The 17460-nt window shown below is 36.8% G+C and carries 12 protein-coding genes; 7 read left to right on the top strand and 5 right to left on the bottom strand.

The genetic code is table 11. The annotated features are described in order from the left end of the window. Positions 1-216 precede the first annotated feature (216 nt). The 5 genes from GGQ92_RS15520 (at position 217) to GGQ92_RS15500 (ending at position 7046) form a co-directional block, all read left to right on the top strand. Complete coding sequence (locus GGQ92_RS15520; protein ID WP_184251148.1) at positions 217-1515, top strand: extracellular solute-binding protein; 1299 nt, start codon at positions 217-219, stop codon at positions 1513-1515. 226 nt (positions 1516-1741) lie between these two features. Next, positions 1742-3034, top strand: a complete 1293-nt coding sequence (locus tag GGQ92_RS15515) for a carbohydrate ABC transporter permease (protein WP_184251146.1) — start codon at positions 1742-1744, stop codon at positions 3032-3034. Continuing rightward, positions 3034-3876 (top strand): sugar ABC transporter permease, encoded by an 843-nt coding sequence (locus GGQ92_RS15510; protein ID WP_184251144.1) that lies wholly within the window; start codon positions 3034-3036, stop codon positions 3874-3876. The genes GGQ92_RS15515 and GGQ92_RS15510 overlap by 1 nt, the downstream gene beginning before the upstream one ends. 26 nt (positions 3877-3902) lie before the next feature. Continuing rightward, positions 3903-4970 carry a glycoside hydrolase family 53 protein gene (locus tag GGQ92_RS15505; protein WP_184251142.1) on the top strand — a complete coding sequence of 356 codons (1068 nt, stop codon included), beginning with the start codon at positions 3903-3905 and terminating at the stop codon, positions 4968-4970. A 21-nt stretch (positions 4971-4991) separates the two neighbouring features. Further along, positions 4992-7046 carry a beta-galactosidase gene (locus tag GGQ92_RS15500; RefSeq protein WP_281380486.1) on the top strand — a complete coding sequence of 685 codons (2055 nt, stop codon included), beginning with the start codon at positions 4992-4994 and terminating at the stop codon, positions 7044-7046. A gap of 1983 nt (positions 7047-9029) precedes the next feature. Here the strand turns inward: GGQ92_RS15500 and GGQ92_RS15495 are convergent. The 5 genes from GGQ92_RS15495 to GGQ92_RS15475 form a co-directional block, all read right to left on the bottom strand. After that, positions 9030-10079 (bottom strand): aldose epimerase family protein, encoded by a 1050-nt coding sequence (locus GGQ92_RS15495; protein ID WP_184251140.1) that lies wholly within the window; start codon positions 10077-10079, stop codon positions 9030-9032. 75 nt (positions 10080-10154) lie between these two features. After that, a complete protein-coding gene (galT, locus tag GGQ92_RS15490; RefSeq protein ID WP_184251138.1) occupies positions 10155-11648 on the bottom strand; it encodes a UDP-glucose--hexose-1-phosphate uridylyltransferase in 1494 nt (497 codons plus the stop codon). Continuing rightward, the gene (gene galE / locus GGQ92_RS15485) at positions 11645-12646 is read right to left on the bottom strand and encodes a UDP-glucose 4-epimerase GalE (protein ID WP_184251136.1); all 1002 of its coding nucleotides are present in this window, start codon (positions 12644-12646) and stop codon (positions 11645-11647) included. Before galE ends, galT begins: the two co-directional genes overlap by 4 nt. Then, complete coding sequence (locus GGQ92_RS15480) at positions 12646-13824, bottom strand: galactokinase (RefSeq protein ID WP_184251134.1); 1179 nt, start codon at positions 13822-13824, stop codon at positions 12646-12648. The genes galE and GGQ92_RS15480 overlap by 1 nt, the downstream gene beginning before the upstream one ends. A 189-nt stretch (positions 13825-14013) precedes the next feature. Beyond that, on the bottom strand, positions 14014-14577 hold the full coding sequence (locus GGQ92_RS15475; RefSeq protein ID WP_184251132.1) for a nitroreductase family protein: 564 nt from the start codon (positions 14575-14577) through the stop codon (positions 14014-14016). A 363-nt stretch (positions 14578-14940) separates the two neighbouring features. Between GGQ92_RS15475 and GGQ92_RS15470 the strand changes: the two genes are divergently transcribed. Both GGQ92_RS15470 and GGQ92_RS15465 read left to right on the top strand, forming a co-directional pair. Continuing rightward, entirely contained in the window at positions 14941-15720 is a 780-nt protein-coding gene (locus GGQ92_RS15470; RefSeq protein ID WP_184251130.1) for a 3D domain-containing protein, read from the top strand. A gap of 308 nt (positions 15721-16028) precedes the next feature. After that, positions 16029-17321 (top strand): Gfo/Idh/MocA family protein, encoded by a 1293-nt coding sequence (locus tag GGQ92_RS15465; RefSeq protein WP_184251128.1) that lies wholly within the window; start codon positions 16029-16031, stop codon positions 17319-17321. Positions 17322-17460: the final 139 nt, after the last annotated feature.

Below are 17460 nucleotides of genomic sequence, written 5' to 3'. Positions count from 1 at the left end.
TTATATGTTGTAACTATTCGTTAGAAATAGTGAGAGTATAGAAGAAGTTTGTTAGTAGATAAGAACCCACCGACTTTAGTCGTGTGGAGTTTCAGAGTGCAGGTTTTGTTATTTGAAAGTAAGTTGGAATATATTGATATAGGCAAAAAGATGTAAACGTTTTATAATAAGAGTAGATAGTTAATAAATTTAATTTAAAAAGGGAGGTTTACCAAAGTGAAAAAATATAAAACACTATTGGTACTAATTTTAGCTTCACTACTACTTGTATTAGCAGCTTGTGCACCAGACAGAGAAGGCACTGAAGAAACAAATAACGATTCAGATTCAACTTCTGATACTACAGAAAGTAATGAGACGGAAGGTGAAACGGGAGAAATGCCTGAGAAACCGGAATCGTTAGTAGTTTGGATTAACGATGAGGATATTGCGGAAGATGTACAGGTTGATCTATTTGACCGTTATACCGAAGAAACTGGAATCGAGATCGAATTTAGAAGAGTTCCTATGCCAGATCAAATTCAAGAACTTTCTTTAGCTGGTCCAACAGGCGATGGACCTGACCTTTATTTCCAACCACAAGATCGATTAGGAGATGTTATCGCTCAAGGTCTTGCAATTCCAATTGACTATACAGATGAAGAAAAATCAGGCTTCAATGATGTAGCTTTGGATGCATTTACGTATGATGGTGAAATATACGGAGCACCAGTAGCGATTGAAACATACTTTGCTTATTACAATAAAAGTTTAGTGGATACTGTACCAGAAACAATCGAAGATGTATTTGCAATGTCTGAAGAAATAACAGACGCTAGTCAAGATCAATATGGTTTTCTTGTATCACCAGAATTTTATTATCTATATTCCTTTATGAACGCGTATGGTGGCTATGTATTTGGTGAGGAAAATGGTGTCTATGATCCAACAGATGTCGGCCTTGCGAATGAAGGTGCTATCGAGGGGTTAACGAAATATAAAGAATTTCTAGACGCAGGATTAATGCCGAAAACATTAACAGTAGATATTATGGATGGTCTATTTAAAGAAGGTAAAGTAGGAATGGTTATTAGTGGACCATGGAACATGCCACTTTATAAAGAAGCATTAGGCGATAATGTTGCGACAGCTCCACTGCCGAAAATGAATGGCGAAATTGCACCATCCTTTGTGGGAGTGAAGTCGTGGTTAGTATCCTACTATAGTGACCATCCTGAGTGGGCTGCGGATTTAGCTAAGTTTATGACAAATGACGAAAACTCTCAGCACTACTACGATGTGACAGGGGAATTGGCTCCTCGACCAGAAATATTGGATAGTGTAACAGATGAAATGTATGCAGGTTATACAGAGCAAGTCCCACATGGTACATTAATGCCGAATATTCCTGAAATGGCAGCAGTATGGGACATGGATGTTGCGATAGAACTTATTAACAATGGATCTGATGTAGATTCTGCATTAAATGATACTGTTCAATCGATCAAAGATAAGATTGAGGCAACGGGTCAATAATCGGTTATTTGAAATAAGGTGTGGAGAGGAGAGCTTGCTCTCTTTTCCACTGTTTTTATACTAGCTAGAGAAGTTCAAAAAATATCGTTGAAGCAGTTCATAGACTTTCTATTTAGAAGGTAGTTGAATTGCTCCAATGATTAATAGAAACAACGTAGAAGCAACAACAAAACGTAGTGATTAATGTTAGTGATCGATAGAACCTTTAGAAAGAGGTGAAGGAACAATGAATGAGAACAAACCAGTAAACAAACATAATCCAAATATAGCAACTATTCTGTCGATTCTATTTGCAGGCTTAGGGCAACTTTACAATAAGAGATATCTAAAAGGAACCTCCTTCATTATAGTCGAGATAGCTTTTATCATAACGAGCTTAGATTTTATCAATCTTGGTCTATGGGGAATCCGTACACTTGGAACAATACCTGGTGAGGATCATTCTATTTATTTATTAGTGTATGGGATTGTTTCTATTCTACTCCTTTTAATAGTAGGTACACTTTATGTCTTTAATGTAAAAGATGCTAGAAAGCAAGCAATCAAAATTAAAAATGGTTGGAAAGCTCCACGTTTTAGTGAATCTATTAAAGAAGGCTATGATAAGGCCTTTCCATATTTAATGACAGGGCCGGGTCTTGCACTACTTATTTTCACAGTCGTATTTCCGTTACTATTCGCCATTGCTCTCGCATTTACAAACTATAACCTTTACAATTCACCGCCTAGAAATTTAGTAGAATGGGTAGGTTTTGAGAACTTCCAAAAGCTTTTTACAGTGAATTTATGGAAGGATACATTTCTTAGTGTATTCTCTTGGACGATTGTTTGGACAATTGTTGCGACTTCGTTCCAAATTATACTGGGCTTATTTCTTGCAGTATTAGTGAACGATAAGCGGGTGAAATTTAAAAAGACGATTCGTACAATCTTAATCTTGCCATGGGCAGTCCCTGGCTTTGTCTCGATTCTAATTTTTGCAGCAATGTTTAATGATCAATTTGGAGCAATCAACCGTGATATTATCATCCCGTTATTTGGTGGGGAAGGATTACCATGGTTAACAGATCCGTTTTATACACGAATTGTATTAATTTTAATTCAGACTTGGCTAGGATATCCGTTTATCTTTGCTTTATTTTCCGGAGTACTATCGAGTATTTCGAATGAATGGTATGAGGCAGCAGACGTAGACGGGGCAACAAGGTGGCAAAAATTCAGACATATTACATTACCACATATTTTGTTTGCAACTGCACCATTATTAATTATTCAGTATACGACCAACTTTAATAACTTCAATATTATTTATCTATTTAATGAAGGTGGTCCAGCTATTCAAGGTCAGAATGCGGGTGGAACCGATATTCTTATCTCATGGGTATATAAATTGACCTTTGATATGCAGGAATACAGTATGGCGGCAGCTATTTCGTTAATTATAGGTTTAATCGTTTCTGTCTTTGCCATCTTCCAATTTAGACGAACAAGTTCCTTTAAAGAGGAGGGGAATATGTAATGAACCGAAAATTGAAATCAGCACTTGAATTAACAGGCATTTATGCAATCTTTGGTTTAATGGCAGTCATTATTATTTACCCTCTACTATGGGCATTCGGAATGTCACTTAACCCAGGAACGAGTCTTTACTCATCTAGTATGATTCCCGAGAACTGGTCACTAGAGCATTATAAGTGGTTATTTACAGATCCTAGAAGTGATTATTTACTTTGGTATAAAAACAGCATGATTGTTTCTGGAAGTGCAGCATTGTTTTCTGTGGTTATAACCTCTTTAGTGGCATATACATTCTCCAGATATAAATTTGTTGGGAGAAAATCAGGATTATATACATTCTTGATACTTCAAATGTTCCCAGTAATGATGGCAATGGTTGCACTATACATTTTCTTGCACCTTATCGGTCTATTAAACACGTTAACTGGATTAATCCTAATTTATATTGGGGGACAAATTCCGTTTAACGCGTGGTTAGTAAAAGGTTATTTAGATACGATACCACGTGAACTGGACGAGGCGGCTAAAATTGATGGAGCCGGTCATTTAACCATCTTCTTACGTGTTGTTCTACCGCTTGCTAAACCAATTTTAGCAGTAGTAGCATTATTTAACTTTATGACACCATTGTTTGACTTTATATTGCCGTCCATTATCTTAAATGATCCAGATACGTACACGATTGCACTTGGTTTATACAACTTTATCAATGATCAATTCTCAAACAATTTTACTAGATTTTCAGCAGGCGCGATCTTAATAGCTGTACCAGTTGCAATTATTTACCTATTCTTACAGCGGTTCTTAATTACTGGTTTGACTGCAGGTGGTACAAAAGGTTAAGACGATAATCTTCTTGGAGGGTAACGATGACAGAGAAAAAATTTATTAAGGGTGTGGACTTATCTTTTGTCGATGAAATCGAAACAGAAGGCGGAGCTTTCTACGATGATAACGGCAAAGAAGTAGACGTTTTTGAACTATTGCATGAGCATGGGGTGAATGCTGTACGTCTACGATTATGGCACACGCCCAATGGGGGATATTGTAATTTAGATAGAACGATAAAAATGGCAAAACGAGCGAAACAGTACGGAATGGATTTTTTGTTGAACTTTCATTATTCGGATTATTGGGCAGACCCTGGAAAACAGGCGAAGCCAAAGGTATGGGAAGGCTATTCTTTAACCGAATTGTCAAATGCTCTATATGCTTATACGAAAGAGACCATTGAAGCATGTAATAAAGCGGGAGTCACACCAACTATGGTCCAGGTAGGAAACGAGATAACGAACGGAATGCTTTGGGACGAAGGGAAAATATATAAAAAACCTAACGATGTGCCAAAAGAGGATTGGGATTCTGTCACTACATTGTTAAAGGCTGGGTTGGATGCTGTTAATGACGCAACACCAGCAGGAGAGAAGATAGAAACGATGATTCACATTGATCGTGGAGGAGATAACAAGGGTACGAGAAAATTCTTCGATCAAATGGAAAATTATTCGCTATCCTACGATGTAATAGGATTATCCTATTATCCTTGGTGGCATGGCCCAATAGAAGATTTTGCGAACAATTTGAATGATACGGCTGAACGTTACGATCGGGATATTGTGGTAGTAGAGATTGCTTATCCATGGATGCTCCCAAATAAGACCGATTCAGGAGATGAACCGTATGTCGGAGATTATCTAGTAGAGGGATATCCTGCAACACCAGAAGGTCAAAGAGAGTATTTAATAAATTTAATGAAAATCGTTGCAGAGATACCTAATAATCGTGGAATAGGTACGTATTATTGGGAGCCTTGTTGGATTCCTTCCAAAGAGAATTGGTCAGTAGGACACGAGAATAATTGGTCACATTTAACGTTGTTTGATGAAAAAGGTAAGAAATTAGTAAGTTTAGATGCGTATAAAAAATATATTAAATAATAGATAGAGAAAGGTGATTCCATGTCGATGAAATTTCAACCAATTAGCAATGAGATTCCAAAAATGCTTCACGGTGCAGATTATAATCCAGAACAGTGGAAGAAATATCCGGAAGTCTTGGAAGAAGATATCCGTTTAATGAAAGAAGCCAATTGTAATGTCATGTCTATTGGTATGTTTTCATGGTCTAGCTTAGAGCCAGAAGAAGGCGTCTTTACATTTGAATTTTTAGATAGTTTGTTAGATAGATTACATCAAAACGGGATCTATGTATTTTTAGCTACGCCAAGTGGGGCACGCCCTGCTTGGATGTCGGAAAAGTATCCAGAAGTTCTTCGAGTTGGTGCGAATCGTGTACGTAATTTACATGGAATGCGTCATAATCATTGTTATACATCACCCGTATACCGTGAAAAAATTAGCATTATCAATACGAAACTAGCGGAGCGTTATTCGGATCACCCTGCTGTTATTGGATGGCATATTTCTAATGAGTATGGGGGAGATTGCCATTGTCCACATTGTCAAGAAGCATTTCGTAACTGGCTAAAAGAGAAGTATGAAACATTAGAGAATTTAAATGATGCTTGGTGGACAACTTTTTGGAGCCATACGTATTCCAGTTGGTCACAACTAGAATCACCAGCACCTCATGGTGAGTCAATGGTTCATGGGTTGAACTTGGATTGGCGCCGTTTCGTAACCGATCAGACGTTAGATTTTTATCGCCATGAAATAAAACCATTAAAGGCGGCAAACCCTGACCTCCCAGTTAACACGAATTTTATGGAGCTATTTGAAGGGTTAAACTATGCGAAGTTTGCGGATGATTTAGACTTTATTTCGTGGGATTCGTATCCTACATGGCATGATACACAGGACGAATCAGAATTAGCAGCCTTTATTGCTATGAACCATGATATGTTCCGATCGTTAAAAGATGGAAAGCCATTTCTTCTAATGGAAAGTACGCCAAGTGCAACGAATTGGCAACCTATTAGTAAATTAAAGAAACCTGGAATGCATGCTTTATCATCCTTACAAGCTGTAGCGCATGGATCGGATTCGGTCCAATATTTCCAGTGGAGAAAGAGTCGTGGTTCCAGCGAGAAGTTTCATGGAGCGGTCGTTGATCATGTAGGTCATGAGAATACACGTGTATTTCAGGAAGTAAAAGAGCTAGGAGAATATCTTGGTAAACTAGACGATGTTGTTGGGACAACTGTGGATGCAGAAGTAGCCATTATCTTTGATACGGAAAACCGTTGGGCAGTTAAGGATGCACAAGGCCCACGTAATATAGGTGTTCACTATGAGCGTACCGTTCGTGAACATTATCAAGCATTTTGGGAACAAGGAATTCCAGTGGACATTATCGATTCGGAAAAAGATTTGTCTAAGTACAAAGTGGTTGTCGCGCCGATGCTCTATATGATTCGCCCTGGAGTTGGTGAAGCAATCGAGAAGTTTGTTCAAGAAGGCGGCACATTCGTTGCGACTTACTGGACAGGTATTGTTAATGAGAGTGATCTCACTTTCCTTACCGGTTTCCCAGGACCATTACGTAAAACATTAGGTATTTGGTCAGAAGAAATTGATTCTCTGTACGATGACGAAGTTCGAACGATTGAGATGATAGGGAATAACCCCTTAGGAATGAGTGGAGAATTTGAGGCAAGAGAATTATGTGATTTGATTCATTTAGAAGGAGCACAAGCATTAGCTGTTTATAAGGATGACTTCTTTGCAGGTCGCCCAGCGTTAACCGTTAATGAGTTTGGTAAAGGAAAGGCATACTATATTGCGTCACGAAATAATCATGCATTTCACCAAAACTTTTACCAGGAGCTTGCCAATGAATTGTCGCTAAAGAAAGCCTTAAATACAGTTCTACCAAAAGGGGTAAGTGCACAAGTAAGAACGGATGGCGACAAAGAATTCATTTTCATTATGAATTTTACCAACCAAATGAAACAGATTCACTTAGACGAAGAGCTTACCGAATTATTATCGGGTAATACAATTACAGGTAAAGTAGTACTATCAAGCTACGGTGTAATAGTAGTGAAAAAGTAGATAAATATCTAAAAGTAGTGGCTAAAGTCGTAGGAGATGACATTAACCACTACTTTATAAAAGGGTTCAAGTATAGACCCATTTAAATAGAGTCTGTGTGCGTTTTAAACATGATCAAGGCTAAGGCAATGTAATTAATTTATTGACTTATTAGACTACATAAGTAGTGCAATCCATTCACACTCGTTTTAGAAAATAACGGAGTATTCCCAACAAGAATGCTTCGTTATTTCTGGTTTAAGAATTAGAAAACAAATGGTTGTCATACTCATAACCGGTCGTTAGTCATAAACGTTGACCGGTTAAAAGATGGGGTTATCATATATTTTTGAATGAGTACCACAACTTACACACTTTTCTGGCAAACCATGTTTTGAATACTCATCTGATAAGGGAAATTAGCTAATATATGGAATGTAATATAAACTGTGTAAGTAAGAGAGCGTACGGCTTGATATGCTCCTCCTAAAGTAGACACTGAAAAAAACAAATTTACTTTAGGGGGAGTTTTATGCGTTCTTATAGTAAGCATATCGTTGAAGAACTTGAAAGATATATTCACATGTATCTTGTTTTACCTGTCAACAGCCATTTTTGGTAAATTAATCAAAGTATGTTATAGTAAAATTTGTACTTTAATTAACTATGAACGCGAGGAGATGGAATTATCAAGAAACTATTACTTATGATATCTCTTTTATTAATTTTATTCGCCTGTAGTAGTGAAAGTGAGCCGATAACCCTAGATATCAATCAACCAATTCAATTAATTGTAGCTCAAAAAGTTGAAAATAATACTCTTTCTGAGTCTGCCCAACAATTTATTACGGATGAAAATGATATATCCAACATTCTATCCATAATTAACAAAATTGATTATGAAAGTTATAATCATGATAATTTACCTTCTAAACTGGAAGACCACAGTTATTATTCGCTTGCTTTTTTTAAAAAAATGATATAAGTAGTTTGCAACAAGGATTGTTTTCTCTTTTTATATTTGAGGATGGAGAGATTATTGTAATCGATATACCAAAAAAGCAGACATATAGTAATAACGAAAAGAGTGGAAAGGTAATTAAAGAAATTAAAAATGCTAGCGAATTAAACTTTTAGTCTTAGTATTAATTAATCTGGAAAGTAAAGAGAGCTATACTCATAGTAGGTTTAAATATAGATATCTTGGTAAATTGTTTACAGAGCTAGCTGCTATCATAATGATAGATTGAACTGACCTTTCTTAGGAAAAATTATAGGACGTTTATTGCAAGGCTTTAAGTCTTAAGTCTAATTATAGTTGAATTTATCAAAGGCTTTCATTGAATCAAAATTTAAATTTTCTTCGTGTCAGAAAGTTAGAAACTACGAGCGACGAGATCATCATCTAAAGTTGGAATCTCTATTAAGAAACTATGAAAAGAGATTAACAAGCGAGAAATATTATGTCACCGGGAGCTTGATAGTGTAGTCCCTAGACGTAATAAAAAGCAAAGAGCATTCGGTACGTTCGTAGAAAAATAAATGGTATATAGCATTTAAAATGCCAAATTGGACAGCTAACTCTATGGAACAAGGAATACGAACATTGAATGAAGAATGGACCTCTTGTGAATTTTAAACCGCTCCAGTAGAAAAAGAGTAAAAATTTCGCTTATTATCAAGAGATAGAGCAAGAAATAGACATTCAGAAGTATATTGCGGATGATCCTCCTAGTGGTCACTTGGTAGGAATAAGATTGCAAGGTGTTCTATTAAAGAGTTTTTCTCTTAGAAAAGGATTCGCCAATGTACACATCCGACGAGGAATTCTAAAATGCATTATCATTAATTAACAATAGACCAAGACAATGCTTTAAATGAAAACTACAAACGAAGTATTTGAGGAAGAACTGTTACACTTAATGTGACAAGGAATTAAAAATAGTGGGTAAAATCATTGAAGGATGACTTTACCCACTAATCTAATTTGATAATTATTGAGAATTATTCATTAAACGTACCAAACGTAAAGGTTGTTGTTTTATTGTATTTTTCTCCTTTGTCTAGCCATACAGATGGAAACCCATCATGGTGGATAGACGCTGGGGAAGATTGTGTTTCCAAACAAATACCTAAATATTTTTTGGAAATACCGCCTTTTAATGCTAAGCCTTCGTTTAGGTTATTAGCTGTATACATTACGAAGCCCGGTTGTTCCGTTGATACGGTAACTTGACGTCCGCTCTTCTCGTCCTGGACAATTACACTTTCTGGTTTTGAATGATCAAAAAGGAAATAGTGATCGTATCCATGATTTGCTACAAGATTTTGTTTATAGTCCGCCGCTGTTCCATCTTTCATTTGGCGTCCTTTACGGAAATCAAAAGTAGTCCCGTCTACATCTAAAATTTTTCCTGTAGGAATTAATTCCTCATCTAACTCAACAAATTTGCTACTATCTAACGTAATAACGTGCTCCTGAATATCCGACTTTAAGTTACCACTTAAATTAAAGTAACTATGGTTCGTAGCAGTTAAAACCGTCTTTTTATCTGATTCACCTTCGTATGTAATACTTAATTCGTTATCGTTGTTCAGTGTATAGGTTACTTCCATCTGAAGGTTGCCTGGATACCCATTATGACCATCTTCGCTGTTGTACGTTAACGTTAATCCAACTTCTGTATCCTTGGTAAAAGGCTCAACATTCCATACTGCATTATGGAAGGCATTATCCCCACCGTGTAAGTGATGGTTACCTTCATTTTGTGTTAACTGATAGGTTTGGCCGTCAACCTCAAATTGAGCGTTTTCAATTCTCCCAGCAACGCGTCCTGTAAGAGCACCTAAGAAACCAGGGTTTTCTAGATAATCCTCATAATTTTCAAATGCTAGGACAACGTTTTCAAATTTACCATGGCGATCAGGCACTTGAATTTCTGTTATAATTCCACCATAGTTCAAAATAGATACAATCATTCCATTATCATTGGTTAACGTATATTCGTTCCATTCTTCATTCTTCGCTTGCACCTTTTTTGACTGTATATCCACATTCAACATCCTTTCTACTGTAAATAGTTCACTTAAAGAAAAGCATGCCCAACATGTGCGGACATGCTCTCTCTATTATACCTGATTAACAAAAGAAATAAATCGTTTAAACGCTTTTCTTCCAGATTCGTCGGTTTTATATACTCCGGCATCTTCTAATACACGAGCAAACTTGTTACCGAGTTCTTCCTCAAGTATTGAGGTCACATTATTAGAATCAATCAATGGGTGTTTCTCTTGAATCTCTTGAACCCAATCCTGATGATAGTCGGCTACATTAACTTGCTTACCTAGTAAAAATTGTTCAATCGTAGCTAATTCATCTTTAAGACGAGGTGGTAACACAGCTAATCCCATTACTTCAATTAAGCCAATGTTTTCCTTTTTAATGTGATGTACATCTTCATGGGGGTGGAAAATACCCATCGGATGCTCTTCCGAAGTCCGATTGTTTCGCAATACTAAATCTAATTCGAACTCATTACCACGTCTTCGTGCAATTGGTGTAATGGTGTTATGTGGTGTATCATCTGTGAAGGCCACGATATTCGCATCTAAATCACTGTATTGACGCCATTTAATTAATATATCATTCGCTGCATCGACAAGCTTCTCACGTTCCGGATGACGCAGTCGAATCACAGAAAGTGGCCACTTTACAACAGATGCCTTCACATCTGAATAATTATCTAAGGTAAAATTAAATTCTTCCGCAGCATTTGTCATCGCAAATGTATAATGACCAGCTTGATAATGATCATGCGAGAGAATACTTCCGCCTACTATTGGTAAATCAGCATTTGATCCGATAAAGTAGTGTGGGAACTTCTCGGTAAAAGCGGTAATACGCTCGAACGCTTCTTTTGTAATTTTCATTGGACGATGCTCTTTAGAGAAAACAATACTATGTTCATTATAATAAACATAAGGAGAATATTGTAAAAACCAATCTTCCTCTTCTAATGGAACATGAATGACTCGATGATTGGATCGAGCTGGATGTCCGATTCGTCCGACATACCCTTCATTTTCAGCACATAGCAGACATTTTGGATAACTACTGTCTTGCTTCATCTCTTTTTCGCGTTTAATCTGTTCAGGATCTTTTTCTGGTTTGGACAGATTAATGGTAATATCCAATTCACCATATTTCGTATCTGCTTTAAAATGAATGTTTTTTGCAATACGTTTGGTTTGAATATAATTACTATCTTTACTTAATTGATAAAAAAAGTCGGTTGCTTGCTCTGGTGACGCTTTATATTTCTCATAGAAAATACGGTTAACTTCCGATGGCTTCGATAAGAAAACATTCATTATTTTAGCAGTGAGTATTTCACGTGCATCTAGAAGGTTTTCTATAATTCCTTTATCTACTGCTATATCCGCTAACTTTTCCAATAGAGTAGGGATGTCAGCTTCCAGCTTAGGAGCAGCTTCATTAAATTCTGTTTCTTCCATTAAGCCGAGTACTTGGTTTCGTGAATAAATGCGATCACTCGCATCGATCATGTTCTTTTGAATGGCTTGATCCACTAATGTTGTAATAAGGGATGAAACAGTAGTCATGATTTCGCCTCCTTTTGATAACCATTCGGATTCTCCTGATGCCACTTCCATGCATCATGAATAATCTGATGTATATCAGTACGAGAAGGGTTCCAACCAAGTGTTTGCTGTGCTTTTTCTGATGCAGCAATTAACGTACTTGGATCTCCAGCTCTTCTTTCGGCTGTTTGAGCTGGAATAGGATGGCCAGTAACCTTTCTGGCAGTTTCGATGATTTCTTTGACAGAAAAACCTTGACTACTACCGAGATTGAAAATATCGCTTTGACCACCATTTTTCAAATAGCTTAAAGCAAGAATATGAGCATCGATTAAATCCTCAACATGAATATAGTCACGGATACATGTACCGTCTGGTGTATCGTAGTCATCTCCGAAAATTGAAATATAATCTCGTTGTCCAAGCGCTACTTGAAGAACGATAGGAATCAAATGTGTTTCAGGCTGGTGGTCTTCTCCAATTTCGCCTGTACTTCGAGCACCGGCCACATTAAAATATCGTAACGAAACATATTTTATGCCATGTGCGATTTCGGCCCACTTCATCATTTTTTCCATCGTTAACTTTGTCTCACCATATGCATTCGTAGGGTTCGCTGGCACTGTTTCTTTTATTGGAATTTGATTCGTTTCACCGTAAGTTGCTGCAGTTGATGAAAAGATAATATGCTTTACATCAAATTGATTCATGACTTGAAGCAGAACTTGGGTACCGTATACATTGTTATCGAAGTAGTCGAGAGGCACCTCCATTGATTCACCTACTAAGGAATTAGCGGCAAAATGTAAGACACCCTCGATATTTTCTTCGGAAAAAACGTTTTGCAGGAATGATTTATCACGAATATCACCTTGGTAAAAAGATGCTTTAGGGTGTACAGCATGTTTATGACCTGTTTGTAAATTGTCAATTACTACTACATCATATCCTTGGTCAATTAGTTGATAGACAGCGTGTGATCCAATATAACCCGCCCCACCTAGTACTAATACACTCATTAATTTTCCTCCTTTATTTCCTTCGCACCATCACCAATAGATGCTACATAAAAGGTTGGTTCATAACCAATTTTTTCGAGATAGTCACTTTCAATAGCTTGTTTAACAGATTCTACTTTTTCCTTTTCCACAATTGCTATCGCACATCCACCGAAACCAGCACCAGTCATTCGTGCACCAAGTACACCTTCTTGCTTCCATGCTGTTTCAACAATCGTATCGAGTTCTTTTCCCGTTACTTCATAATCATCACGAAGCGAATGATGGGAGGCGTTTACAAGTTGACCGAAGCTTTGTAAATCCCCAGCTTTTAGTTTCTGAAGTGCCTCAATTGTACGAGCATTTTCATAAACAGCGTGCTTTGCTCGTTTCTGATTCACTTCTGAATGGATAAGATGACGATTCTCATCAAATTGTTCTGGTGTCAATTCTCCTAAATTACTAATCGATAACTCTGCTTGTAAATTCTGAAGCGCTTCTTCACATTGCTGTCTTCGCTCATTATATTTTGAATCTGCTAGTTCTCTGCGCTTATTCGTGTTAATAATAATGATGTCATAATCATTCAATTCAATCGGAGCATACTCATAATCTAGCGTATCGCAGTTTAACAAGATTGCGTGATTTTCTTTCCCCATTCCAATCGCAAACTGGTCCATAATTCCACTATTAACCCCAATATATTTATTCTCTACTTTTTGACCAATTTGAACCATTCGGATCCGGTCGATAGAAAGGTTATAAAGATTATCTAGTAGCACTCCTGTTACGAGTTCAATCGAAGCAGAAGAGGAGAGACCAGCTCCATTTGGTATATTTCCATAGTAAAGGACATCGAAACCGTGCGGAATATCAAATCCTTCATCTAGAAAATACGTTGTCATCCCTTTTGGATAATTTGCCCATCCGTCAGCCTTGTTAAAAGAGAGGTCGTCTAGAGAAACTTTCACGATCCCTTTTTCAGAAAAGTTTTTTGAGTATAAATGGATAAAATTATCTTTTCTAGGAAGCGCTAATGCATACGTACCAAATGAGATAGCTGCCGGGAAAACATGACCGCCATTGTAATCTGTATGTTCTCCTATTAAATTAATACGTCCAGGTGCGAAGAACACACGTGGCTCTTCTGAATGTTGGAATGTTTGCTGAAAGTCTTTTTTTAATGTTGAGATATCCAAAGTAACTCCCCCTTTAAACTTAATTAAGTTAATTTATAAAGAGTATATCGTATTTTGTAAAGATAAACAAGAGGGTAATACGTTAATTCTTAGTTCGAAATGAGAATATGGGAAAGGGAAGGATTCATGAGTGTTTTTAAAATAAAAAAGCTGACGATTGATCCCATCTCGACAATCGCCAGCAAGTAGTTAAATATATTTTATTCGATTTTTAGCGGATTCTCTTGGAACGCCCTTTACTACTTTGCTAGGATAACCGATGTAGAGCATTCCGACAATTCGTTCATCGTCTTTCAGCCCAATTAATTGACGGGTTTCTTCACAGTCTGAAAGTTTTCCTGTTTTCCAAAAAACACTCATACCTTCTTCTTCTGCTAATAAACTTAAGTTCTGTATTACACAGCTTGTAGCGGCATAGTCTTCCTCACGTAGCTTTTCGTCCTCGTGAAGTTTGTTAATAACAAACATAATAAATGGGATGCTTTTAATTTTCTCATATCCCGTATCGCTAACCACCTTAGCTTGTTCCGGGTCAGTAACTTTATTTTTTTCAACCGCAATTTTACGGTTAATTTCTGCTAACTTTTCTTTTGATTCGTCCGTTATAAAGACAAATCTCCATGGTTCCGTTAGTTTATGGTTTGGTACATAAACTGCTGTTTCAAGAAATTCCTCAATTAAGGAAGGTGAAACAGGTTTATCAGAATAGACGGAAACGGAACGACGGTTTTTCATAATCGATGTTAAATCCATCAGATAGCACCTCTTTTTATTGATAACAATTATCAACTGAATTATATCACAGTGCTACAAGCTATAGTCAAGAGATGAGCGCTTTCATTCATGTGAATTACGATTTAATCGTAAAGTTTAAAAATAGTTCTATCGTGGAAAACAAATAAATTATCTTTCTATTATTCTCGTGCAATTTCTAAAAACTAGTAGAAAACTTTACAAGTAGATGTATAAAAGCATAGGATGTTGCCCCATAATGACAAATATGACAAGCCCTCGTAATATAGTAATCTTTGTTACCGTCTTTTAAAATCACTGTAACCACACTCGATTTTTACTATGTTATAGTGGAGCTTGTCAACATGGAAGGAGGCAACATGGATGAAAAAGTTTTTATTATCCATTGGTGTTATTACTGGAGCGTTATTCGTAGTAGTGCCTGTTTCAGCGGCAGAATATGAGGTGCAAACAGGAGACAGCCTTTGGCAAATTGCTAAAGAGCATGACACAACGGTGACGGAATTAAAAGAAATCAACCAACTAAGATCAAACATCATACATCCAAACCAAACGTTGGAGATAAATAAAGAGATTACTTATGTTGTAGAAAAAGGTGATTCCTTAAGTTCCATTGCTAAGAAATTTGAAGTTGAAGTAGAAGATATAAAAGAATGGAACAATCTAGAGACAAATCTCATTATCATAGGTGAAGAGCTAGAGATAAGAGAAATCAACCAAAATACAAGTGAACATATAATAGAAGAAACTAATAATGAGTCGGCTGAGAAAGAAGAGACGCCGGTCGCTACAGAACCTGCTGTAGAGTCAGCACCTAAGAAAGAGGAGAAAGCTTCGACTAAGAATGAGGCGAATGAGTCTATTAAAGTAGAAGCAACTGCTTATACAGCAGAATGTGATGGTTGTTCAGGAATCACTGCAACAGGTATAAACTTATTAGAAAATCCTAATATGAAAGTTATTGCCGTTGATCCTAGTATTATCCCATTAGGTACGAGAGTACATGTAGAGGGCTATGGAGAAGCAGTCGCTGCGGATACTGGTGGAGCAATTAAAGGAAACAAAATCGATATTCATGTCCCAACAAAGCAAGAAGCATATAACTGGGGTAGAAAGACTGTAGAAGTAACAATCTTAAATTAGATGAAATAATTATTAGAAACCTAGCACATCAGTTGCTAGGTTTCTCTGTTGTTTAGGAATGCGGTCTGATCTGCTAATAGAAAAACATTATCAATTTGATGAAAACCGTAAAAACATGAGGAGAAATATTTTTGAAAGTAATAAATGCTGCTTTCTCGAATAAAATATCGTATAAATCAACAAAAGTAAAAGAATTCAAAAGTATACGGTTGCTATTTATAAGAATATCTATTATAATTTTAACAACGTTGTTATTTTATTATTATTGTATTTGCAAACGATTACAAGATTAGATGGGAGAGGTAGTCATGAAAAAGAAATATGTACTTGTTGGTCCAGGTGGAAGAGCTGAATTTTTCTATGGTGCAATGGTGCGAGATTTCCAAGAAACGTGTGAGCTTACAGCATTTTGTGATGTGAATCAAACACGTATGGACTATGCAAATAAACTTTTAAAGGACAAATATGGAACAAACCCAGTAAATACGTATAAAGCAGAAGAATTTGAGCAAATGATCGAAACAGAAAAACCAGATATCGTAATTGTTACATCTGTGGATCGTACACATCATCGTTATATTATCCGCGCTATGGAATTAGGGTGTGATGTTATAACAGAAAAGCCAATGACAGTAGACGCAGAAAAAACACAGCAGATTATCGATGCAGTGGAGCGAACTGGCCGTGAAGTTCGAGTAACATTTAATTATCGTTATGCGCCACATAATACGAAGATTCGTGAACTAATCCGTGATGGTGTTATTGGTCAAGTGAATTCCGTACATTTCGAATGGGCATTAGATACACAGCATGGTGCGGATTACTTTAGAAGATGGCATCGTGACAAGCGTAATAGTGGTGGACTTTTAGTTCATAAGTCTACACACCATTTTGACTTAGTTAATTTCTGGTTGGATACAGAGCCGGAAAAGGTGTATGCAATCGGTGGTCTTCGTTATTATGGTAGAGAGAATGCGGAGGAACGTGGTGTGACACAATTTTATAGTCGTGCACACGGTAGTGAAATTGCTAAAGATGATCCGTTTGCGATTGATTTGGAGTCCAATGAGCATTTAAAGAACATGTATTTAGATGCTGAGAAAGAAGATGGTTATCACCGTGATCAGAGCGTCTTTGGTGACGGGATTAACATTGAAGATACTCTAGGTGTTGCTGTTACGTATAAAAACAAAGCGATACTTACGTATTCACTAAATGCTTATCTACCTTGGGAAGGATTCCATGTTGTATTTAATGGAACAAAAGGTAGAATCGAAGCAGAGGTACGTGAACAATCGTATATTAACTCTGGTGGAGATAAAGAAGATGAAGGTAAACTTCATTCAAAAGTACTTCGTGTACTACCTATGTTTGGAGAGCCATACGAAGTAGAGGTAGAAGAAAAAGAAGGTGGCCATGGCGGAGGAGATCCGGTATTACTTAATGATTTATTCGGTGTGCCGGAAGAAGATGAGTTTAACCGTGCTGCTTCTCATGTTGACGGTGCGATTTCCATATTAACTGGAATTGCCGGAAATGTTTCATTAAACACTGGGCAAGCTGTTTATATTAAAGATTTAGTAGATTTAAAGCGTAAATAATTAAGTGGGATAGAGCGAGAGGAGAAATCCTCTCGTTTTTATTTAAAGATAAGAAAGTATAAAAATCTGGGTCGTTTTTTGCTCTACCACAGTCTTTATGACTGTGGTATCTTTATAGTATGAAGAAAAATATATTAAA

Source organism: Gracilibacillus halotolerans, assembly GCF_014206945.1.
Taxonomy (GTDB): Bacteria; Bacillota; Bacilli; order Bacillales; family Amphibacillaceae; genus Gracilibacillus; species Gracilibacillus halotolerans.
The sequence above is the reverse complement of the archived record's forward strand: the minus strand, read 5'-3'. Positions and strand labels throughout refer to the sequence as shown.

What these genes read in the sequence shown, in the direction of transcription:
- GGQ92_RS15515 (WP_184251146.1), top strand. Translation starts at nt 1,742, where the DNA reads ATGAATGAGAACAAACCAGTAAACAAACATAATCCAAATATAGCAACT.
- GGQ92_RS15505 (WP_184251142.1), top strand. Translation starts at nt 3,903, where the DNA reads ATGACAGAGAAAAAATTTATTAAGGGTGTGGACTTATCTTTTGTCGAT.
- galE (WP_184251136.1), bottom strand. Translation starts at nt 12,646, where the DNA reads ATGAGTGTATTAGTACTAGGTGGGGCGGGTTATATTGGATCACACGCT.
- GGQ92_RS15470 (WP_184251130.1), top strand. Translation starts at nt 14,941, where the DNA reads ATGAAAAAGTTTTTATTATCCATTGGTGTTATTACTGGAGCGTTATTC.
- GGQ92_RS15475 (WP_184251132.1), bottom strand. Translation starts at nt 14,577, where the DNA reads ATGGATTTAACATCGATTATGAAAAACCGTCGTTCCGTTTCCGTCTAT.
- GGQ92_RS15510 (WP_184251144.1), top strand. Translation starts at nt 3,034, where the DNA reads ATGAACCGAAAATTGAAATCAGCACTTGAATTAACAGGCATTTATGCA.
- galT (WP_184251138.1), bottom strand. Translation starts at nt 11,648, where the DNA reads ATGACTACTGTTTCATCCCTTATTACAACATTAGTGGATCAAGCCATT.
- GGQ92_RS15465 (WP_184251128.1), top strand. Translation starts at nt 16,029, where the DNA reads ATGAAAAAGAAATATGTACTTGTTGGTCCAGGTGGAAGAGCTGAATTT.
- GGQ92_RS15500 (WP_281380486.1), top strand. Translation starts at nt 4,992, where the DNA reads ATGTCGATGAAATTTCAACCAATTAGCAATGAGATTCCAAAAATGCTT.